Annotated in this window: 19 protein-coding genes; 7 read left to right on the top strand and 12 right to left on the bottom strand. The window is 61.8% G+C overall.

Annotated elements, in window-relative coordinates; all coding sequences use genetic code 11:
• The first annotated feature begins 9 nt into the window (after window positions 1-9).
• A complete protein-coding gene (locus tag V4T21_RS05645) occupies window positions 10-939 on the top strand; it encodes a YihY/virulence factor BrkB family protein (protein ID WP_332714318.1) in 930 nt (309 codons plus the stop codon).
• 52 nt (window positions 940-991) lie between these two features.
• On the opposite strand, the gene ssb is transcribed toward V4T21_RS05645, so the two are convergent.
• The gene (gene ssb / locus V4T21_RS05640) at window positions 992-1,483 is read right to left on the bottom strand and encodes a single-stranded DNA-binding protein (RefSeq protein WP_332714316.1); all 492 of its coding nucleotides are present in this window, start codon (window positions 1,481-1,483) and stop codon (window positions 992-994) included.
• Between the two features lie 324 nt (window positions 1,484-1,807).
• On the opposite strand from ssb, the gene uvrA reads away from it, so the two are divergent.
• The 3 genes from uvrA to V4T21_RS05625 all read left to right on the top strand — a co-directional run bounded on the left by uvrA (window position 1,808) and on the right by V4T21_RS05625 (window position 5,280).
• Window positions 1,808-4,699, top strand: a complete 2,892-nt coding sequence (gene uvrA, locus V4T21_RS05635; protein WP_332714313.1) for an excinuclease ABC subunit UvrA — start codon at window positions 1,808-1,810, stop codon at window positions 4,697-4,699.
• 158 nt (window positions 4,700-4,857) lie between these two features.
• Complete coding sequence (locus V4T21_RS05630; RefSeq protein ID WP_332714310.1) at window positions 4,858-5,013, top strand: hypothetical protein; 156 nt, start codon at window positions 4,858-4,860, stop codon at window positions 5,011-5,013.
• Window positions 5,014-5,130: 117 nt separating this feature from the next.
• Window positions 5,131-5,280 carry a DUF1127 domain-containing protein gene (locus V4T21_RS05625; RefSeq protein WP_332714307.1) on the top strand — a complete coding sequence of 50 codons (150 nt, stop codon included), beginning with the start codon at window positions 5,131-5,133 and terminating at the stop codon, window positions 5,278-5,280.
• Between the two features lie 64 nt (window positions 5,281-5,344).
• On the opposite strand, the gene V4T21_RS05620 is transcribed toward V4T21_RS05625, so the two are convergent.
• On the bottom strand, window positions 5,345-5,995 hold the full coding sequence (locus tag V4T21_RS05620; protein WP_332714304.1) for a glutathione S-transferase family protein: 651 nt from the start codon (window positions 5,993-5,995) through the stop codon (window positions 5,345-5,347).
• A gap of 138 nt (window positions 5,996-6,133) precedes the next feature.
• On the opposite strand from V4T21_RS05620, the gene V4T21_RS19170 reads away from it, so the two are divergent.
• On the top strand, window positions 6,134-6,283 hold the full coding sequence (locus V4T21_RS19170) for a DUF1127 domain-containing protein (protein ID WP_014130631.1): 150 nt from the start codon (window positions 6,134-6,136) through the stop codon (window positions 6,281-6,283).
• A gap of 160 nt (window positions 6,284-6,443) precedes the next feature.
• Window positions 6,444-7,823, top strand: a complete 1,380-nt coding sequence (trmFO, locus tag V4T21_RS05610; RefSeq protein ID WP_332714301.1) for a methylenetetrahydrofolate--tRNA-(uracil(54)-C(5))-methyltransferase (FADH(2)-oxidizing) TrmFO — start codon at window positions 6,444-6,446, stop codon at window positions 7,821-7,823.
• Window positions 7,824-7,882: 59 nt separating this feature from the next.
• Here the strand turns inward: trmFO and V4T21_RS05605 are convergent, their stop codons facing one another.
• From V4T21_RS05605 to yajC, 4 genes are all read right to left on the bottom strand, one after another.
• On the bottom strand, window positions 7,883-8,731 hold the full coding sequence (locus V4T21_RS05605) for a phytoene/squalene synthase family protein (RefSeq protein ID WP_332714298.1): 849 nt from the start codon (window positions 8,729-8,731) through the stop codon (window positions 7,883-7,885).
• A complete protein-coding gene (locus V4T21_RS05600; RefSeq protein WP_332714296.1) occupies window positions 8,731-9,123 on the bottom strand; it encodes an Mth938-like domain-containing protein in 393 nt (130 codons plus the stop codon). Before V4T21_RS05600 ends, V4T21_RS05605 begins: the two co-directional genes overlap by 1 nt.
• A 6-nt stretch (window positions 9,124-9,129) precedes the next feature.
• Window positions 9,130-11,670, bottom strand: a complete 2,541-nt coding sequence (gene secD, locus V4T21_RS05595) for a protein translocase subunit SecD (protein ID WP_332714293.1) — start codon at window positions 11,668-11,670, stop codon at window positions 9,130-9,132.
• Between the two features lie 124 nt (window positions 11,671-11,794).
• The gene (gene yajC, locus V4T21_RS05590; protein WP_332714290.1) at window positions 11,795-12,130 is read right to left on the bottom strand and encodes a preprotein translocase subunit YajC; all 336 of its coding nucleotides are present in this window, start codon (window positions 12,128-12,130) and stop codon (window positions 11,795-11,797) included.
• Between the two features lie 164 nt (window positions 12,131-12,294).
• Between yajC and V4T21_RS05585 the strand changes: the two genes are divergently transcribed.
• Entirely contained in the window at window positions 12,295-13,176 is an 882-nt protein-coding gene (locus V4T21_RS05585; protein WP_332714287.1) for an ATP-binding protein, read from the top strand.
• 165 nt (window positions 13,177-13,341) lie between these two features.
• Here the strand turns inward: V4T21_RS05585 and V4T21_RS05580 are convergent, their stop codons facing one another.
• From V4T21_RS05580 to tatB, 6 genes are all read right to left on the bottom strand, one after another.
• The gene (locus tag V4T21_RS05580) at window positions 13,342-14,520 is read right to left on the bottom strand and encodes a peptidoglycan DD-metalloendopeptidase family protein (protein WP_332714284.1); all 1,179 of its coding nucleotides are present in this window, start codon (window positions 14,518-14,520) and stop codon (window positions 13,342-13,344) included.
• An 85-nt stretch (window positions 14,521-14,605) separates the two neighbouring features.
• Window positions 14,606-15,271, bottom strand: a complete 666-nt coding sequence (locus V4T21_RS05575) for a protein-L-isoaspartate(D-aspartate) O-methyltransferase (RefSeq protein ID WP_332714281.1) — start codon at window positions 15,269-15,271, stop codon at window positions 14,606-14,608.
• Window positions 15,268-16,059 carry a 5'/3'-nucleotidase SurE gene (gene surE, locus V4T21_RS05570; protein WP_332714278.1) on the bottom strand — a complete coding sequence of 264 codons (792 nt, stop codon included), beginning with the start codon at window positions 16,057-16,059 and terminating at the stop codon, window positions 15,268-15,270. Before surE ends, V4T21_RS05575 begins: the two co-directional genes overlap by 4 nt.
• Window positions 16,056-17,360 (bottom strand): serine--tRNA ligase, encoded by a 1,305-nt coding sequence (gene serS, locus V4T21_RS05565; RefSeq protein WP_332714275.1) that lies wholly within the window; start codon window positions 17,358-17,360, stop codon window positions 16,056-16,058. The genes surE and serS overlap by 4 nt, the downstream gene beginning before the upstream one ends.
• Before the next feature lie 72 nt (window positions 17,361-17,432).
• Complete coding sequence (gene tatC / locus V4T21_RS05560; protein ID WP_332714272.1) at window positions 17,433-18,263, bottom strand: twin-arginine translocase subunit TatC; 831 nt, start codon at window positions 18,261-18,263, stop codon at window positions 17,433-17,435.
• A 3-nt stretch (window positions 18,264-18,266) separates the two neighbouring features.
• Window positions 18,267-18,980, bottom strand: coding sequence for a Sec-independent protein translocase protein TatB (gene tatB, locus V4T21_RS05555; protein ID WP_332714270.1), 714 nt, complete (start codon window positions 18,978-18,980; stop codon window positions 18,267-18,269).
• Window positions 18,981-19,020 lie beyond the last annotated feature (40 nt).

Below are 19,020 nucleotides of genomic sequence, written 5' to 3'. Positions count from 1 at the left end.
GCGGTGCCGATGGATAATCACGCCCGCAGGCCGCTGGACCTCAAATGGTCGGACTGGAAGCAGGTGCTCCTCCGGACCGGCAAGACGATGATCGACATGGACACGTCGCTGCGCTGCGCCGGCGTGGCCTTTTTCAGTTTCCTGTCGATCTTCCCCTCGATCGCCATCGTCGTGCTGCTCGTCGGCCTTCTGGCCGAGCGCTCATTCCTGATCGATCAGCTTGAGCGTCTGTCGTTTTTCATGCCCGACATCGCCTTTTCCGTGATCGTCGACCAACTCGACAAGCTGATGAACCAGCCACCCGCCGGCCTGGGCATAGGGCTCGCCATTTCGATAGCGGTCGCCCTTTGGAGCGGTTCGCGCGGCGTCAACGCGCTCATCTACACAGCATCTGCCGCCTACTACGAAAAAGTGGACCGCAACTTCATCGTCGCCGTCATCCTTTCCTTCGTCGTAACCGTCCTCGGCGCAGGCTTTATGATCGTGGCGCTGTCCCTGACGGCGGCGCTCCCCATCCTCACGGGGCTAAGCCCCATCCCGGGCACCGGAGAACAGCTCGCGCTTCTGCTGCGTTGGCCGGTTCTCATGGGCCTCGCGGTCATCGCCTTCTCGCTGCTCTACCGTTTCACCATAGACCGGCGAGCGGCCAAGGCGCGCTGGATTTGGCCCGGCGCAGTGCTCTCCGCCCTGCTCTGGCTCGGCATCTGCCTGGCGTTTTCGCTCTATGTGGAAAATTTCGGAGAATTCGAAGCCAGCTTCGGCTCGCTCGCGGCAGCGGTCGTACTGCTCTTCTGGCTCTATATCTCCGCCCAGATCTTCGTCCTGGGCGCGGCATTCAATGCCGAGATCGAACTCCAGACGATAGTCGACACTACGGTCGGCCCCGACAAGCCCATGGGCAAACGCGGCGCCTATGTCGCCGATCACATCGCCGACTAGAGAGTTTCCGGCAAAAGCCGGTCAGGGCGCCTTCCGGCGCCCTGCCTGTTCATCAGAACGGAATATCGTCGTCCATGCCGCCGGGCTCGAAGGCCGGCGCGCTCGAGGGCCGGCTGCGGTTCTCCACCTGCCGGCCGCCGCCGCCATATCCGCCCGAGCCATAGCCGCCGCCGGCGCTCTCGCCGCCGCCTTCCCCGCGCCCATCGAGCATGGTCAGGGTCGAGTTGAACCCCTGCAGCACGATCTCGGTCGTGTACTGGTCCTGCCCGTCCTTTTCCCACTTCCTGGTCTGCAACTGGCCCTCGATATAAACCTTGGAGCCCTTGCGCAGGTAATTCTGCGCCACCTTGGCCAAACCTTCGCTGAAGATCACCACCCGGTGCCACTCGGTGCGCTCGCGCGGTTCGCCCGTATTGCGGTCGCGCCAGCGTTCCGAAGTCGCGATGCGCAGATTGACGACCGGGCTGCCGCTCGGAAGCGAGCGCACTTCGGGGTCCGCTCCCAGATTGCCGACCAAAATAACCTTGTTTACGCTTCCCGACATCTTTCGCCTTCCTGTCTCTTGTCCGCCGAACCGAAATCCGGCCAGTCACGTTGGGACGCACTATATAGCGAGAGCCGCGCAAAGTTCATCGCCATGAGGCGCTTTGCACAACTCCTTTGTTCCTAATTTGTTCATGATAAAATGGCACTGTCAAGCTTGACAGAAAATCATTCGTTCTTATTATGTTCCGAGTGCATCGCAGATGTGCGCTTGGCGATCTTGCAGCCGGGCTTCGTTGTGCTTAAGTGAACCAGACGCTTCCCGCGCCCGTTAAATTGTTTTTGCCGGCCCCATCGGGCCGATACCCTTGGACGTTGCGACACGATGAACGACATCTCCAATCCCAATCGCGATATCGTCATACGAGGCGCCAAGGAGCATAACCTCAAAAATATCGACGTCCGCCTGCCCCGCGACAAGCTGATCGTCATGACCGGCCTCTCGGGCTCGGGCAAATCCTCGCTCGCTTTCGACACCATCTACGCCGAGGGCCAGCGCCGCTATGTCGAAAGCCTTTCGGCCTACGCGCGCCAGTTCCTCGAAATGATGCAAAAGCCCGATGTCGAACAGATCGACGGGCTCTCCCCCGCCATTTCCATCGAGCAGAAAACCACCTCGCGCAACCCGCGCTCGACGGTCGGCACGGTCACCGAGATTTACGATTATCTGCGCCTGCTGTTCGCGCGCGTCGGCATTCCCTATTCGCCGGCCACGGGTCTGCCCATCGAGAGCCAGACGGTTTCCCAGATGGTCGACAAGGTTCTGGCGCTCGAGGAAGGCACCCGGCTTTACCTTCTGGCCCCCATCGTGCGCGGCCGCAAGGGCGAGTACCGCAAGGAACTGGCCGAGCTCATGAAAAAGGGCTTCCAGCGCGTCAAGATCGACGGTGAGTTCTATGAGATCGAGGAAGCCCCCGCGCTCGACAAGAAGCTCAAGCACGATATCGAAGTCGTGGTCGATCGCGTCGTCGTCAATCCCGAGATTTCCAGCCGCCTCGCCGAGAGCTTCGAGACCGCTCTGCGGCTGGCCGACGGCATCGCGCTGGCCGAATTTGCCGATGGCACCCAAGAGGATGGAACGCCCAGGCGCCTGACGTTCTCGGAAAAATTCGCCTGCCCGGTTTCCGGTTTTACGATCGCGGAAATCGAACCGCGCCTGTTTTCCTTCAACAACCCCTTCGGCGCCTGCCCGGTCTGTTCCGGTCTGGGCACCGAAGCCAAGATCGATCCCGACCTCGTCGTTCCGGACGGATCGCTCTCGCTGCGCGATGGCGCCATCCAGCCGTGGTCGAAAACCTCTTCGCCCTATTATTTGCAAACGCTGCAGGCCGTGACGCGCCATTTCAAGGCTTCCACCGGCACCGCCTGGCAGGATTTGCCGTTCGAAGTGCAGCACGCCGTGCTCTTTGGCACCGACAAGACGCCGATCGAGTTCGTCTACGATGACGGCCTGCGCAAATATACCACGAACAAGCCCTTCGAAGGCGTGATCGGCAATCTCGAGCGGCGGTATCGCGAAACCGAATCCTCCGCCGCGCGCGAGGATATCGAGCGCTACATGTCGGCGGCCCCCTGCCCGGCATGCGATGGATATCGGCTCAAGCCCGAGGCCCTGGCCGTCAAGATCAACGGTCTTCACATCGGCCAAGTCGCCGATTACTCGATCAAGACGGCGGTCCAATGGTTCACGGACCTGCCCGATCATCTCAATGAGACACAGGCGGCCATCGGCGAGCGCGTCCTCAAGGAAATCCGCGAGCGCCTGACCTTCCTCGACGATGTGGGGCTCGAATATCTCACCCTGTCGCGCAATTCAGGCTCTCTTTCGGGCGGAGAGAGCCAGCGCATCCGGCTCGCCAGCCAGATCGGATCTGGGCTCACCGGCGTGCTCTATGTGCTCGACGAGCCTTCGATCGGCCTGCACCAGCGCGACAATGCCCGCCTGCTCGAAACCCTGCGCCGTCTTCGCGATCTCGGCAATACGGTGATCGTCGTCGAGCACGACGAGGATGCCATTCTGACCGCCGATCACGTCCTCGATATCGGTCCGGGCGCCGGCGTTCACGGTGGTCATATCATCGCTCAGGGCACGCCCGCCGATATTCTCAACTCGCGCGACAGCCTTACCGGCAAATACCTTTCCGGCCGCATGGGGATCGAAATTCCCGCGGAGCGCCGCAAGCCCAAAAAGGGCCGCAAGCTCTCGCTCGCCGGCGCGACGGGAAACAACCTTAAGAACGTTTCCGTCGATATCCCGCTGGGCATGTTCGTGGCGATCACCGGTGTGTCCGGCGGCGGCAAGTCGACGCTGACGATCGACACTCTCTATCAGGCCGTTGCGCGGCGTCTGAATGGTGCGCGCGTTCATCCCGCGCCCCATGAAAGCCTCACGGGCCTCGAATTTCTCGATAAGGTCATCGATATCGATCAGAGCCCCATCGGTCGCACGCCCAGGTCCAATCCGGCAACCTATACCGGTGCGTTCACCCATATTCGCGATTGGTTCGCCAACATGCCCGAAGCCAAGGCGCGCGGTTATGCGCCGGGCCGCTTCTCGTTCAACGTCAAGGGCGGACGGTGCGAAGCCTGTCAGGGCGATGGTGTCATCAAGATCGAGATGCACTTCCTGCCCGACGTCTATGTCACCTGCGACGTGTGCAAGGGACATCGCTACAACCGGGAAACGCTCGAAGTGCAGTTCAAGGGCAAGTCGATCGCCGACGTCCTGGAATTGACCGTGGACGAGGGCGTCGAGTTCTTCTCGGCCGTTCCGGTCATTCGCGACAAGCTGGTCACGCTCCAGCGCGTGGGCCTGGGATACGTCAAGATCGGCCAGCAGGCGACGACATTGTCGGGCGGCGAGGCCCAGCGCGTGAAACTGGCCAAGGAATTGTCCAAGCGCGCCACCGGCCGCACGCTCTACGTGCTGGACGAGCCGACCACGGGTCTGCATTTCCACGACGTCGCAAAACTTCTCGAAGTGCTTCAGGAACTCGTCGACACAGGCAACACGGTGATCGTCATCGAGCACAATCTCGAAGTCATCAAGACAGCGGATTGGATCATCGATCTGGGACCCGAGGGTGGCGATGGCGGCGGTGAAATCGTTGCCGTGGGCACGCCCGAGGACGTTGCCGAAAATTCGCGCTCCCATACGGGCCGCTTCCTCAAGGAAGTAATGGAGCGTCGTCCGCAGCGAATGAGCGCCGCTCAATAGCAGGGCGCACGAAGCTTCAGTATAGCCCACTTTGTGCGACGGTTTGATGGCCCGTGCCATGCAGCCCGCGCAGGGACGGCGTGCGCGTTGCCGGCTAACTCCGCACCATGATTCGCCCTTATCTTTCTGAGGTGCAAGCAACCAGCATGGTGGTGTCCATGTTCGTTCGTATCACTTGGGAAAAACCTGTCCCATTGGCATCTGAACTCAGAACCCTGCGCCGTATTCCCCCCGGCGCCCGGCGCGGTTACGACCTCGCCCCGATCCGCGATTTCGACAAGATGACCAAGGGCCTGTTCGACCGGCAGGGGTAAAATCATCACGCCCGGTTCAGCCATGCGGAAACCGCATATCGGTGATGATTAAATCCCTAGTACAAAGGTCGAGTTTTAAAGACTACATGCAAGCCATCAAACGAAAGGAGAATAGAAATGGGAATTCGCAAGACCCTCAAGCGTTGGTCGGCTTATCAGCAGACGGTTCGTGAACTCAACGCCCTCGGCAACCGTGAACTGAACGATCTCGGCATCACCCGTGGCGACATCGAACGCATCGCGCGTGATCATGCCAGCCAGCTTTAAGTTTCAGGCGACCTCCAACGTCGAAACACGAAAAAGGCATCCCTGATCGGGTGCCTTTTTTGATTCAGAACGCCAGCCGGCCCCGCAGGTCGTCGTAGGAAACGCAGACGGATTTTTCGAAGGCAGGCCTTTCCCGCAAGCGTTCATGCCAAGCCGCCACGGCCGGCAGGTCAGGGCGCTCGATTTCCATCGTCGTCCAGCGGTAGAGCGATACCCCGGCCACGATATCGGCATAGCCGAACCGTTCTCCCGAAAGATACGGCGTCCTTTCCAGTTGCGCTTCCATAGTCCGGAACGCGGCCACGCTATCGGCAAGGGCGGCCGCTATGGCCGCACGATCCTGTCGTTCGACTGGCGTGCGCACCAGCAGCCAGAACAGCGTGATCCACCCTTTCTGGAACGTGCTCAGCGTCCAGTCCGTCCATTGATCGACGATCGCCCGCTTTCCGGCATCGGCTGGCCATAAGGCTTCGCCACCGAATTGCGCGGCAACATATCTCACGATGGCATGGCTCTCCCACAGCGTGAGCTCACCATGCTGCAGGATCGGCACCAGACGGTTGGGATTCATCGCCACAAGTTCGGGCGTATCCAACAGCCCGAACTTGCCGCCGGCATCCCGACGGTCATAGACGACGCCCGCTTCTTCGAGCGCCCAGACCGTTTTTTGCACATTGGAGGAGTTGGCGCGTCCCCAAAGGACGATGTCGTTCATGACAGACTCATTCCCTAACCAAAGGTGAATCGAACCTTCCAACAGTCATGCAGCGCGTGCAAGGCCGCAATGACCAATCCGCCGCTGCAAAACCGCGCCGATATTGACTAGCTAGTGCGTGTAACAAAGGAGATTTCGATGGACATCCGCAAGACCTTCAAGCGCTGGTCGGCTTACCAGCAGACCGTTCGGGAACTCAATGCCCTTGGCAACCGCGAACTGAGCGATCTCGGCATCGCCCGCTCCGACATCCAGCGCATTGCCCGCGATCATGCCAGCGCGCTCTGATCGCAATTCCCATCCCGCCGATTTCTGAAGGGCACCCCGACAACGGGTGCCCTTTTCTTTTCCTTCCCCTTCCTGTGACCAAACGAAGCGTGTGCCGCCTTGGATTGCCGCGCGCTTTTCGTCTATAGCCATGCTTCCTCGATAAGAACGGACGGGTCGTATGGCTGTGGTGCATGTAATCGGTGGTGGTCTCGCGGGTTCGGAGGCGGCCTGGCAGGTCGCGCAGGCCGGAGTGGATGTCGTCCTCCACGAGATGCGCCCGGTTAAGCCCACCGACGCGCACTATACCGACGGCTTTGCCGAACTGGTCTGCTCCAACAGTTTCCGCTCGGACGATCATGAGCACAACGCCGTGGGCCTGCTTCACGAGGAAATGCGCCGCGCCAATTCCTTGATCATGGCCTGTGCAGACAAGCATGCGCTGCCCGCGGGCGGCGCGCTGGCCGTCGATCGTGACGCCTTCTCCGAGGCGGTGACCCAAGCGCTCGAAAATCACCCCCGCATCACCATCGCGCGCGAGGAAGTCGCGGGCCTGCCCCCTGCCGAGTGGGACAATGTGATCGTTGCGACCGGCCCCCTCACCTCCCCCGCCATGGCCGAAGCTCTCCAGAAGCTGACAGGGGAAGATTCGCTGGCGTTCTTCGACGCCATCGCCCCTATCGTCCATGCCGACAGCATCGATATGGATATCGTCTGGGCGCAGTCGCGTTACGACAAGCCCGGCCCCGCCGGCACCGGCGCGGACTATCTCAACTGTCCGATGAATGAAGAGCAGTACAACCGCTTCATCGACGCGCTGCTCGAAGCGCCCCTGCACCAGTTCAAGGATTGGGAAATCGTCCCCTATTTCGACGGTTGCCTTCCCATCGAGGTGATGGCCGAGCGTGGCCGCGAAACCCTGCGCCATGGCCCCATGAAACCGGTCGGGCTCACCAATCCGCGCGATCCCGAAAACAAGCCCCATGCCATCGTCCAGCTCCGCCAGGACAACGCTTTGGGCACGCTTTGGAACATCGTCGGCTTCCAGACCAAAATGCGATACGGCGTGCAGACCGAAATCTTCCGCATGATCCCCGGTCTGGAAAACGCCCAGTTCGCACGGCTGGGCGGCTTGCACCGCAACACTTTCCTCAATTCGCCGCGCCTATTGCGTCCCGACCTCCGGCTCAAGGCCGATCCGCGCCTGCGCTTTGCCGGCCAGGTCACCGGCGTCGAAGGCTATGTCGAAAGCGCTGCCATGGGTCTGATTTGCGGCCGGCTGTCGGCAGCGGAAGCCAAGGGGGAAACGCCTGCCCTGCCCCCGGCCACCACGGCCTTCGGCGCCCTCATCGCCCACATCACCGGCGGCCATCTGGAAGCGGAGGCCTATTCGGGCGCCCGCAGTTTCCAGCCCATGAACGTCAATTTCGGCCTCTTCCCGCCCATCGAAATCAAAAAGCCCGAAGACCTCAAGGGCCGGTGGCGTGGCCCGGAAAAGGCAAAGGCCAAGAAAAAAGCCATCACTTCCCGTGCGCTGGATGATCTGGCCGGCTGGCTCTAGGCCTTTGATCTATCGCGTTTCCGAACCGAAAAAGCGGTATCCACTTTTCTGGAAACACTCTAACCCCGGCCGTGCCGCAGCATCCACCACGTCAACGCCCATAGCCTCGACAACCGGGCCGGAGCGGCGTGGCCGGCGTATGGCGCCACCACATACCGCCGGGCGGTCTTCAAATCTCGCTCCACAAGGGCGATGCCGGCAAAAGCAGGCTTGATTGCAGGCCCCAGGCCAGCGATGGCCGCTTTCGCCTTATCGGCATGATGCCGCGCCAGCTCGACAATCTGTTCCAGAGCCGCCCGCAATTGGTCGCTCTCCACTCCGGCATGGATGTCTGCCTCCCGCACGCCATGCGCGCTGAAAACCGATAGCGGCAGGAAAAGCTGTCCTCGCTGGGCATTGTAGCCGAAAGCGCGCAAATGCCCGGTCAGCGCATACGCAACCCCCAGATGCCCCGCCGCATCCGCCGCTTCATCGACAGGCCCGCCGGACAGGATCATCGCGGCATACTGATAGAGAACCGAAACCGTTTCCCCCGCATAGCCCTCGAACTGCCCCACATCGAGCATGGGATCGTTGTAGAGATCGAACCGCCGGGCCGCCAGAAGCCGCAACAGCGGCCCCGCCGGCAGCGCGTAGGTCTCGAGCGCCTTCAGCAGCGCGTCCGCCGTCGGATTGCTGGCGATAGCGCCATGCCCATCGCCCTCGATGGCATCCATCCACCACTGCAGCCGGATTTCGCCCGGCCCGGGCTCCGATACCCGCTCCCGGATCGCCGCGATCTCGGCTGAAAACGCAAAAATGGCCTGCACGCCCCGTCGGTGTTCGCCCGGCACCACAAGGCTCGCCGCGTAACGATCCCAATCGAGTTCGCGCAATTCATCCGCCGCGAGCACAGCGCTATCGCCCATCAACGGGCCTTTTCGACGCTGATCAGCGCGGCGCCCACGGCCCGGCTTTCCGCCAGCAGCACATTGTAGGTCCGTACCGCGCTTCCAGTGGAAACCGCCTCGATGATGACGCCCTTTTCCCTGAAGGCAGGCCGGATATCGGGCGCGATCGCCGCAATATCGTGCCCCGTCCCGATCAGCAGGACGTCGAGAGCCTCAGCCTGGTCCAGCACCCGCGAAAGCGAGGCCAGCGTGATCTGCGCCGGGGCCTCGACCTCCCAGGCATACATGCCGCTGGGAAGCGAGATGACCGAGCCGCGATGGGACATCTCGGCGAAGCGGAACCCGCCATCGCCATAGGCGTCTATCACGGCCTGGTAGGGATAGTGCCCCTGCCCCGTTTCCCAGGTCATGCCAACCTATACCGCCGCGCCGTCCGCGCGCCGCTCGGGCTTGGCCTGTTCAGTCGTGGCATCGGCCCGTGTCTTGACGCCGAGATACAGCAGAACCGGCGCCGAGATGAACAGGGACGAATACGTGCCCACGAAAACACCCCACGCCATGGCGATGGTGAAATCGCGGATCACTTCGCCGCCGAACACTATGAGCGCAAACAGCGCCATCGCCGTCGTGCCACCGGTGAGGATGGTGCGCGCCAATGTCTGGTTGAGCGACATGTCGATGACTTCGGCCAGGGTCACCCGTTTGTATTTGTTGAGGTTCTCTCGTATTCGGTCGTAAATCACCACCGTGTCGTTGAGCGAATAGCCGATCACGGTGAGAATGGCCGCTATACTGGTCAGGTTGAATTCGAGCTGCAACAGCGCGAACAACCCCAGCGTCATCACCGCATCGTGGACCAGCGCCAGCATCGCGCCGATGCCGAACTGCCATTCGAACCGCAGCCACACATAGATCACGATGCCGATCACGGCGACGATGATGCCGATCGTGCCGCTCATCGCGAGCTCACCCGACACCGTCCCGCTGACGGCCTCTGTGCGCCTGATTTCATAGTCTTCGGAGACTGTGTCGGTCACCTGGGCGACAGCGACCTGCTGGGCTGCGTCGCCGCCTTCCTGAATGCCGATCCGCACGAGCACGTCTTGCGGCGTTCCGAATTCCTGCACCTGAATTTCGCCAAGCCCCAGTTCCCCGAGCCTCTGGCGTAGATCGGCGATATCGGCATCGCCTTCACGCGCTTGCAGTTCGATGGCAGTGCCGCCGGTAAAGTCGATACCCAGATTGAGCCCGGTGAGGAACGGCGAGGCTATGGCGCCGACCGTCAGAATTCCGCTGAGCACCAGCGCGGGGATGCGCCAGCTCATGAACGGAATCTTGGGTTCGAGCGGCAGGAATTTTTCCAGCATGTTGACGCGCAACGTCTTGGGCCGCCGCCAGCGGAACCAGCCTTCCACGAACATCTGGGTCACCGTATAGGCGGTGAACATCGTCGTGACCACGCCGATGGCGAGGGTAACGGCAAAGCCCTGCACCGGACCCGACCCGAGGAAAAACAGCACGCCCGCCGCGATCAGTGTGGTCACGTTGGCGTCCACCACCGTGAGCATGGCGCGCTGGAACCCCGATGCTATCGATTGCACCGCCGATCGTCCCGCCGCGAACTCCTCGCGTATTCGCTCGAAAATGATCACGTTGGAGTCCACGGCCACGCCGATCGTGAGAACGATACCGGCAATGCCCGGTAGCGTCAGCGTCGCCCCCAGAACCGATAGCACCGCGAGTATCATCGCGATGTTGATCAGCAATGCGACGTTGGCGAATAGCCCGAACACGCCATAGGATACGAACATGAAGATCACCACGCCTATGGTGGCGATCACGCCGGCGGTAATGCCCGCGTTGATCGAGTCCGCGCCAAGGCTCGGACCGACCGTACGTTCCTCGACCACGTCGAGCGTCGCGGGAAGCGCGCCCGCGCGGAGCAGGACCGCCAGATCGCTCGCGGTTTCGGGCGTGAAGGTGCCCGAAATCTGCCCCGTGCCGCCGGTGATCGGCTGCTGAATGGTCGGCGCGGTAATCACCTGGTCGTCGAGAACGATGGCAAAGCGCCGCCCCACGTTCTGGGAAGTGATCTCCCCGAACGTCAGCGCGCCCTGGGTGTTGAAACGGAAGGATACGACCGCGCGGCTGTTCTGGTCGAAAGCCGGCTGCGCGTCGATAAGTTGTTCGCCGCCCAGCGCCACGTCTTCATAAAGCAGCTCGTCGAACCCGTCGGTGCTCGGAACGATCATCGTGCCGGCCGGCAGGCCCTGGGCCTCGGCTTGCGCCGCGGTCATCGAGGGATAGACGAGGTGGAAGGTCAGGCGCGCGGTCTGGCTGATCAGCTCCTTGAGCCGTTCGGAATCGCCGAAGCCGGGAACCTGCACCAGAATACGGTCATCGCCCTGCCGCTGGATGATGGGCTCGGTGGTGCCCACCTCGTCGATACGGCTGCGGATGACTTCGAGCGATTGCGCCACCAGAGAGGACATCCGGCTCGAAATCGCGTCTTCGGTCAGGGTGATGCGGATGCGGCCGCCCGATGTGGTGACCTGGGTTTCAGGGGTCGTTCCGGCCTGGAACATCCCGCCCTCGATCATGCGCTCAAGCGGTGCGAGGGTTTGCTGCGCTGCCTCGAACTGGCTCGGATCGGTCAATTCGACATCGAGCGTCGACCCGTTCGTGGTGATCATGCTGCCGATTCCGGCATCGATCAGCAGCGACCGCGCCTCGCGCCGGATATCGTTGATACGTCCCTCGACGATGTCGTCGCGATTGACCTGCAGCAGAAGATGCGAGCCGCCTTGCAGATCCAGCCCGAGAACGATTTCGTCCTTGGGGAGAAAATCCGGCATCCCGGCTACGGTCTCGTCGCTCAGGAAATTGGGCAGCACCGCGATGATACTGACCAGCGTCACGAGAAGGACGGCGATTAACCGGAATGGCGAGCTCTTCATTTGATAAATTCGTCCTCTATGACCGATAGCGCCAGCGCTGCCGCAAGGCGAGCGCCGACGCTAACGGGTTGAGTTCACGGAGCACCTGTTTGATCCGTCAAAACAGGTGCTCAAATGCGTCCGATTACTTGTTGTCGTTGACCGGCTCGGACTTGGTCCGCACGTCGGCCACCATGGTGCGCACGACCTTGATCTTCACCCCTTGGGCGATTTCGACTTCGAGATCTTCGTTCTCGACCGCCTTGGTCACCTTGCCGACCACACCGCCATTAGTGACGATGGTATCACCGCGCTTTACCGCTGCAAGCATTGCCTGATGGGTTTTCATCCGCTTCTGCTGCGGGCGGAAGATAAGGAACCAAAAAATGGCAATAAGCAGGATGATGGGAATAAAGCTGGAAACAAAATCCATACCGGAGGGCGCGGCAGCACCCTGGGCATAGGCGGGGGTAACGAACATTAAGACACTCCGTAGCGGTCTGCTTGTCAAAGCAGGACTGATTGCCCCATATAGGGGCGCAAGCGGTTTTTGGCGAGGTTATCTGCCCAAAAAATCGCGCGGACTATACTAGCGGGCCCGGCGAAAGGCAAAGCCTATCGGGCGCTTTCAGGGACCAATCTCCAGTGGAAAATCAAGACCAGCTTTCACGCATTTCGACTGCGCTCGAACGCATTGCGCACGCCCTCGATGCCCTTGCGGGGACCACCCAGGCCCGCGCGGCCATCGAGGACGGCATAGACGCCTATCTCTGGGATGGCGCCGAACACGCCTTGATCCCGGTCCGGCACGTCAACCGGGTGCCGCTCGAACTGCTCGAAGGCGTCGCACATCTTCGTGATATACTTCTGGACAACACCCTGGCCTTCGCACGCGGGCACGGCGCAAACAATGCACTGCTCTGGGGCGCGCGCGGCATGGGAAAAAGCTCGATGGTCAAGGCCATCCACGCCCACATCACCGCGCTCGACGAGCCCGGCCTCTCCCGCCTGATTCTCATAGAGATCGCCCGCGAGGATATCGCCTCCCTCCCTGCCCTGCTCCGGTTCCTGATCGAACGGCCGGAACGCTTCATCATCTATTGCGACGATTTGAGCTTCGATAAGGATGAATCGAGCTACAAGGCCCTCAAATCCGTGCTCGACGGCGGGCTGGAAGGCCGGCCCGCCAACACCGTCTTCTACGCCACGTCGAACCGCCGGCACCTGATGCCCCGCGACATGATCGACAATGAGCGCGCCACGGCCATCAATCCGGGCGAAGCCGTCGAGGAAAAGGTATCGCTGTCGGACCGTTTCGGGCTTTGGCTGGGCTTCCACAATTGCGATCAGGACACCTACCTCGCCATGGTCCGCAACTATGTCGACCATTACGGCATCCCGGTCGATGAAGCCGAACTGCGGTCCAAGGCCATCGAGTGGTCCGCCACCCGCGGCTCACGCTCGGGCCGCGTCGCCATCCAGTTCGTCCGGCACCTGGCCGGCGAAAAGGGCCAGTCGATCGCATAGCAGGTGCCGCAACCTCACCCCCAAGCTCCCCTTCTCCCCTGGTAGGAGAAGGTGGATCGCCCGAAGGGCGAGACGGATGAGGGGCGCGCTGAGTCCGCCCCCAAAAAAAGAGGCCGACCCTTTTGGGCCGGCCTCCACAAGGAGCATTGCCTTCCAGTTATTCTCTTAGCCGGCCAGAAGCGGCATCGGATCGACCGGTGTCGCGCCCTTGCGCAGCTCGAAGTGAAGCTGCGGACGGCTGACCGAGCCCGTCATGCCCACGGTCCCGATCGCATCGCCGCGCGAAACCGCGTCGCCCTTGACCACGCCGATCGTGTTGAGGTGTGCATAGGCCGAAACAAAGCCATTGGCGTGCTTGACCAGCACCAGATTGCCATAGCCCTCGACGGCATTGCCCACATAGATCACTTCGCCATTCTCGGCGGCGCGAACCGAGCTGCCTTCGGGCGCTTCGATGTTGATGCCCGTGCCGCGCGAAGCCGCGAAATCGGTGATGACGCGACCCGAAATCGGCCAGCGGAACTTGTCGCTGGTCGCCGCCGGCGTAGCGCTTGCCACCGGCTGCTGGGCCGGTGCCGCCGCGACCTGGGTAGTCGGCTGGGCCTCCGCCGGTGCGGGCGTCGGGGTCGGCGCAACGGCTGTCGTCGTTTGCGGCGTGCTGGTCGTGGTCGTCTGGGTTGCAGGCGTTCCCGATGGGGTCATCAGGGTCTGAGTTCCCGACGCGGCCGCCACCTGCTGGGTCTGGCCGCGCTGTGCCAGAAGGTCGGGGCGACCGGGGATCACCAGCCGCTGGCCAACCGTGATCCGGTCGGGAGAGCCGATATTGTTGGCCGAAATGATATCGGTGGCGCTCACATCGTAGCGGCGGGCGATCGTATAGAGCGACTCACCCGATGCGATGGTGTGGGTGTAGGTATCGCCCTGTACGACCCCGAGCTGCGGCGACGAAGTCTGTGGAGGCAGCGCGGGGGCGGAAGGCGTGGAGACGGCGGCAGTTTGTGCAGGCATGGCTTGGGTACTCGTTACTGATGGCTGCAATGCGGGAAGGTCCTGGGAGACGACGCCTGACTGCGCGCCCATGGGCGTGGCGGTCGTCCGATCGATCAGACCGGGTTGATTGGCTGCGGCCATCATCGTGCCGCCACCGATGCTGGCGGGGGGAAGATATGCCGGCATTGGCTGGTTGATCACCGCGCCGCCCATGCGCGAAGTCGCGCCGGTCACCGTCGGATCGCCCCCGAAGGACCCCATGGAAGAACAACCTGCCAGCACCAGTGCGGCGACACTCATCGCAAGTGCGGAGCCCGCGCCGCGCAGATTGGAACCAGTTACGCTCATGGTCATGGGAAAGCCCGTCAACTCATCTACTCGATGCAATTAGAGTAGACTTGTTAAGGTAAAGACGAACTTAAAGCGGACCGGGCCTTGACTATAATGTGCGCGAACGCCCCGGACTCAGGGGCGCGAGGCGCACGCTGCCCATCTCCGTTTCGACGAAATCGTCGTCGGCCCGCTCGATGCGCAATATGGCCTGCCGATCGGCGGGCGCCCCGACAGCCATCACCGCGATTCCCCCATCGCCCAATTGCTCGACCAGGTCCTGGGGCACTTCGCTCACCGAGCCGGTCAGCAATATCCTGTCGAAAGGCGCCTGTTGCTCGAGGCCCAGCAGCCCGTCCTCATGCAGTCCCACGATATTGGTAATGCCTTCGGCCTGCCAGCGCGCCTGTGCCAGAGAGGCCAGCGTGCGGTACTTCTCTATCGAAAACACCCGCCTTGCCATTCGCGCCAGCAGTGCCGCCGAATATCCCGACCCCGTGCCCACTTCGAGCACCTTGTTGGTGCCTTGCGGCGCAAGCTGCACCATGAGTTGCGCCAGAATCCCCGGCGCGGTGATCGATTGTCCGCATTCGATGGGAAGCGAGGATTCGCGATAGGCGTATTCCCGATAGTCCTCGGGCACGAATCGCTCGTGCGGAACCGTCTCGAAGGCGCGCAACAAATCGGGATCGGTAACGCCGACCTGCCGTAAGTTCAGAATCAGGCCCGCCCGCGCTTCCCAGAGATCGGTTACGCCGGGGCCCTCATCGCTCATGCGCGCTTCGGCCCCTCGAACGGGAGCCGCCCGTCGAATCGCCTGACGAAATCCATGTCGGTCTGCTGCAGCATCAGCGGCGTCACGGTGATTGCGTTGTCTTCATGCAGAATATGGAAATCGGCGCCCGCGTCCAGCGGTTTGGGCGTCTGCAGGATCGTGACGAAGTGCTTGCCCGGATTGTCGCTAGGATAGAGCTCGAACGGCGAGTGCACGAATCGCTGATGCGGCACCACCCTTATGCCGCTCACCTCATCGGGAGCGCAGAGCGGAAAGTTGACGTTGAAATAGGTGTCGCGCGCATCGAACACATCGAGAATCGCCGTTACCGCCTGCGCGCCCAGTTCCGTGGCACATGCCCAGTCGATCTCGTCACGCCCATGGTCGTAATCCATCGCCTGGCTCAGGGCGATTCCCACGGCCCCATGCAACGCCCCTTCCCTCGCCCCGGCCGCCGTGCCCGAGCAATGCATGATGTCACCCAGATTCTGCCCCCGGTTCACACCTGAGAGCACGACATCGGGTCTGCGATCCTTGAGTACATGAGTGACGCCCGCCACAACGCAATCGGCCGGCGTGCCATCGAGCGCAAAAATTCGATCGCCACGCTCTTCGATCTCGATTTCGTACCCGAAGGTAAATCGGTGTCCGGTGCCGCTCTGATTGTTCGCCGGAGCGACCACCCAGACGTCGTCGGAAAGCGTGTGTGCAATATCGATCAACACCGCCAAACCAGGCGCATCAACACCATCATCATTGGTCAATAAAATGCGGGGGTTGATTTTCATCCGCCGATCTTTTCGATCCCGCCCATATAGGGCTTGAGCGCCTCGGGAATCGTCACCGATCCGTCCTCGTTCTGGTAGTTTTCCATCACCGCGATCAGCGCCCGACCGACAGCAACGCCCGAGCCGTTGAGCGTATGGACGAACTGCGGCTTGCCGCTCGAATCGCGGTAGCGCGCATCCATGCGCCGCGCCTGGAAATCCCCGCACACCGACACCGAGGAAATCTCGCGATAGGTGTCCTGCCCCGGCAACCACGCCTCGATATCATAGGTGCGCCGCGCCCCGAACCCCATGTCGCCGGTGCACAATTGCATGACGCGATAGTGGATTCCCAGCCGCTTGAGCACTTCCTCGGCGCAGGCGAGCATCCGTTCATGTTCGTCAGCCGATTGATCCGGCGTCGTGATCGACACCATTTCGACCTTGTTGAACTGGTGCTGGCGCAGCATCCCCCGTGTGTCGCGCCCCGCCGAGCCGGCCTCCGAACGGAAGCACGGCGTCAGCGCCGTAAACCGCAAGGGCAATTCCTCATCGGCAAGAATGGATTCACGCACGATATTGGTCAGCGGCACCTCCGCGGTCGGGATCAGCGCCAGCCGGCTATCCCCATGTCCCGCAAAGAAAAAATCGCCATCGAACTTGGGCAATTGCCCCGTCCCGAACATCGCCTCGTCGCGCACCAGATAAGGCGGCACCACCTCGGTATAGCCATGCTCATTGACGTGAAGATCGAGCATAAACTGCCCGATCGCCCGCTCCAGCCGCGCGACCTGCCCCTTGAGCAACACGAACCGGCTGCCCGAAAGCTTGGCAGCCGTCTCGAAATCCATGCCGGCCATCGCCTCGCCGAGCTCATAATGCTCCTTTGGCGCGAACGATAGATTCGGCTTGGCCGGCCGCGTCGCATCCGATTCATTCGCCCGGAAATAGGGAACGTTGCCGCTCTCGTCCTCTCCGACCGGCACGCCTTCGGCCGGGAGGTTCGGTATCATCGAAAGCGCGATGCGGATCTCTTCGGTCAGCTCTTTTTCGCGCGCTTCAAGTTCGCCCAGCCTGTCCTTGAGGCCACCGACTTCGGCCATCAATTCGGCCGCGCGGGCCTCATCTTTCTGCGCCTTGGCCTGCCCGATCTGCTTGGAAGCGGCGTTCCGTTTTTCCTGTACGGCATTGAGTTCGGCGACCACCGACCGGCGCTGCTCGTCGAGCAGGATCAGGGATGCGGACAGCGGCTCCATCCCACGCGTCTTGAGTGCGGCGTCGAAGGCCTCGGGGTTGGCGCTGATCCATTTGATGTCGAGCATGTGGGCGGGTCCGCTGAAAAACGTTGAGCGGCCTAGTGCCTAGCCGAGCCGGCCTCGAAACTCAAGGCGCGCTTAGGTTTCGAGTTCCTTGGCCAGTTGAGCCTCACGGGCCAGTCGACGCTTTTCGACGATACGCACCGCAATAACCGAGAGCTCGTAAAGTCCCAGCAAAGGGATCGCGAGCCCGATCTGGGAGATCGGATCGGGCGGGGTCAGAAACGCCGCGATAATGACGATCGCCACGATCGCATATTTCCGCCAGGCCTTGAGATTGTCCACACCGATCAGGCCGATCTGCGCCAGAAGCGTGAGGATAACAGGAAGCTGGAAACACACGCCGAACGCCAGCAGCAGCGTCATCACGAGGCTCAGATATTCCGAAACCCGCGTCATCATCTCGATGGTGACGCCATTGGGATCGGTCTGCTGCATGCCGAGGAAAAAGCCGAGCGCCAACGGCATAATGCCGTAATAGACCACCGCTCCGCCCAGCGCGAAAAAGACGGGCGTCGCAACCAGATACGGCAGGAACGCCATGCGCTCGTTCTTGTACAGGCCCGGCGCCACAAAGGCATATATCTGCGACGCAATGATCGGAAACGCCAGGAATATGGCCGAAAACAGCGCCACGGACAGCTTGGTGAAAAAGAATTCCTGCGGTGCCGTATAAATCAGCCGCACAGCTTCGGGCCCGCCTGCCGCCGCGATGAACGGGCCCAGCAGGAAATTGTAGATGGGGTCTGCCACGAAAAAGCAGATGATAAACAACACGGCGAGCGCGATCACCGAATAGATCAGCCGCGTCCGCAACTCCGTCAGATGTTCGATGAGCGGCGCTTCGCTGCCCTTGAGTTCGTCTTCAGGCGATTGATTGCCGGAAATTTTCTTTTGCGGTTCGGCCATCTATCAGTCCTCGCCGCCCACATCTGCCGCGCTCTTGGTGCTCTTGGCACGGCTCGCGGTTGCCTTTTTGGCTGGCGTTTTCTTGGCCGGTGTTTTCTTTGTCGCGCGCTTGGGCGCCGTCTTTGCTTCAACCGATGCCGGCGCCGTTTCCGATCCGGTTTCCGGTGAAGCTTTCTTCGTCGTCCTGGCCCGCGTTGCCGCCGTCGCCGGTTTGGCCGCCTTGCTTCCGGCTGTCGATGTCCTGGCGTTCCGCGGAGCGGCCTTGGTCTTGATCGGCGCGGGCTCATCGGCCCCAGCGGTGGTTGTCACCGCGTTGGCGGGCTTGGCGACGGTCTCGCTGACCTTGGTGCGTAGCGCCAGAGCGGCAGGCGACATGCCCGCCTTCTCGCGAATCTCGTCGACGACGCTTTCCTTGCCCGGCTCGGCCGGAGCCAGCTTGCCGCTGGGCTCTACCTTGCCGTTCCGCAGGGCATTGAATTCGCGGCTGATGTCCTGGCTCGTCTGCTTGAGTGGGTCCGAGATCGCTTTCTTTGCTTCCCGAATCTCGTCGACGGCGATGGCCTTGTCTATCTCGCGCCGGAATTCATTGCTCATCCGGCGCACGGTGCCCATCATGCGGCCAATGTTACGCATCATCACCGGCAGGTCCTTGGGACCTACAACGATGAGGATGACGACGCCGATGACCAGCATCTCGCTCCAGCCAAGGCCAAGCATCAGGATCTATCCTTGTTTGGAACCAATGCCGAACCGATCC

It is taken from the genome of Pelagibacterium mangrovi (genome assembly GCF_036662815.1).
GTDB classification, from domain to species: domain Bacteria; phylum Pseudomonadota; class Alphaproteobacteria; order Rhizobiales; family Devosiaceae; genus Pelagibacterium; species Pelagibacterium mangrovi.
Note: the sequence above shows the minus strand (reverse complement) of the source record. Positions and strands in the feature narration are given on the sequence as shown.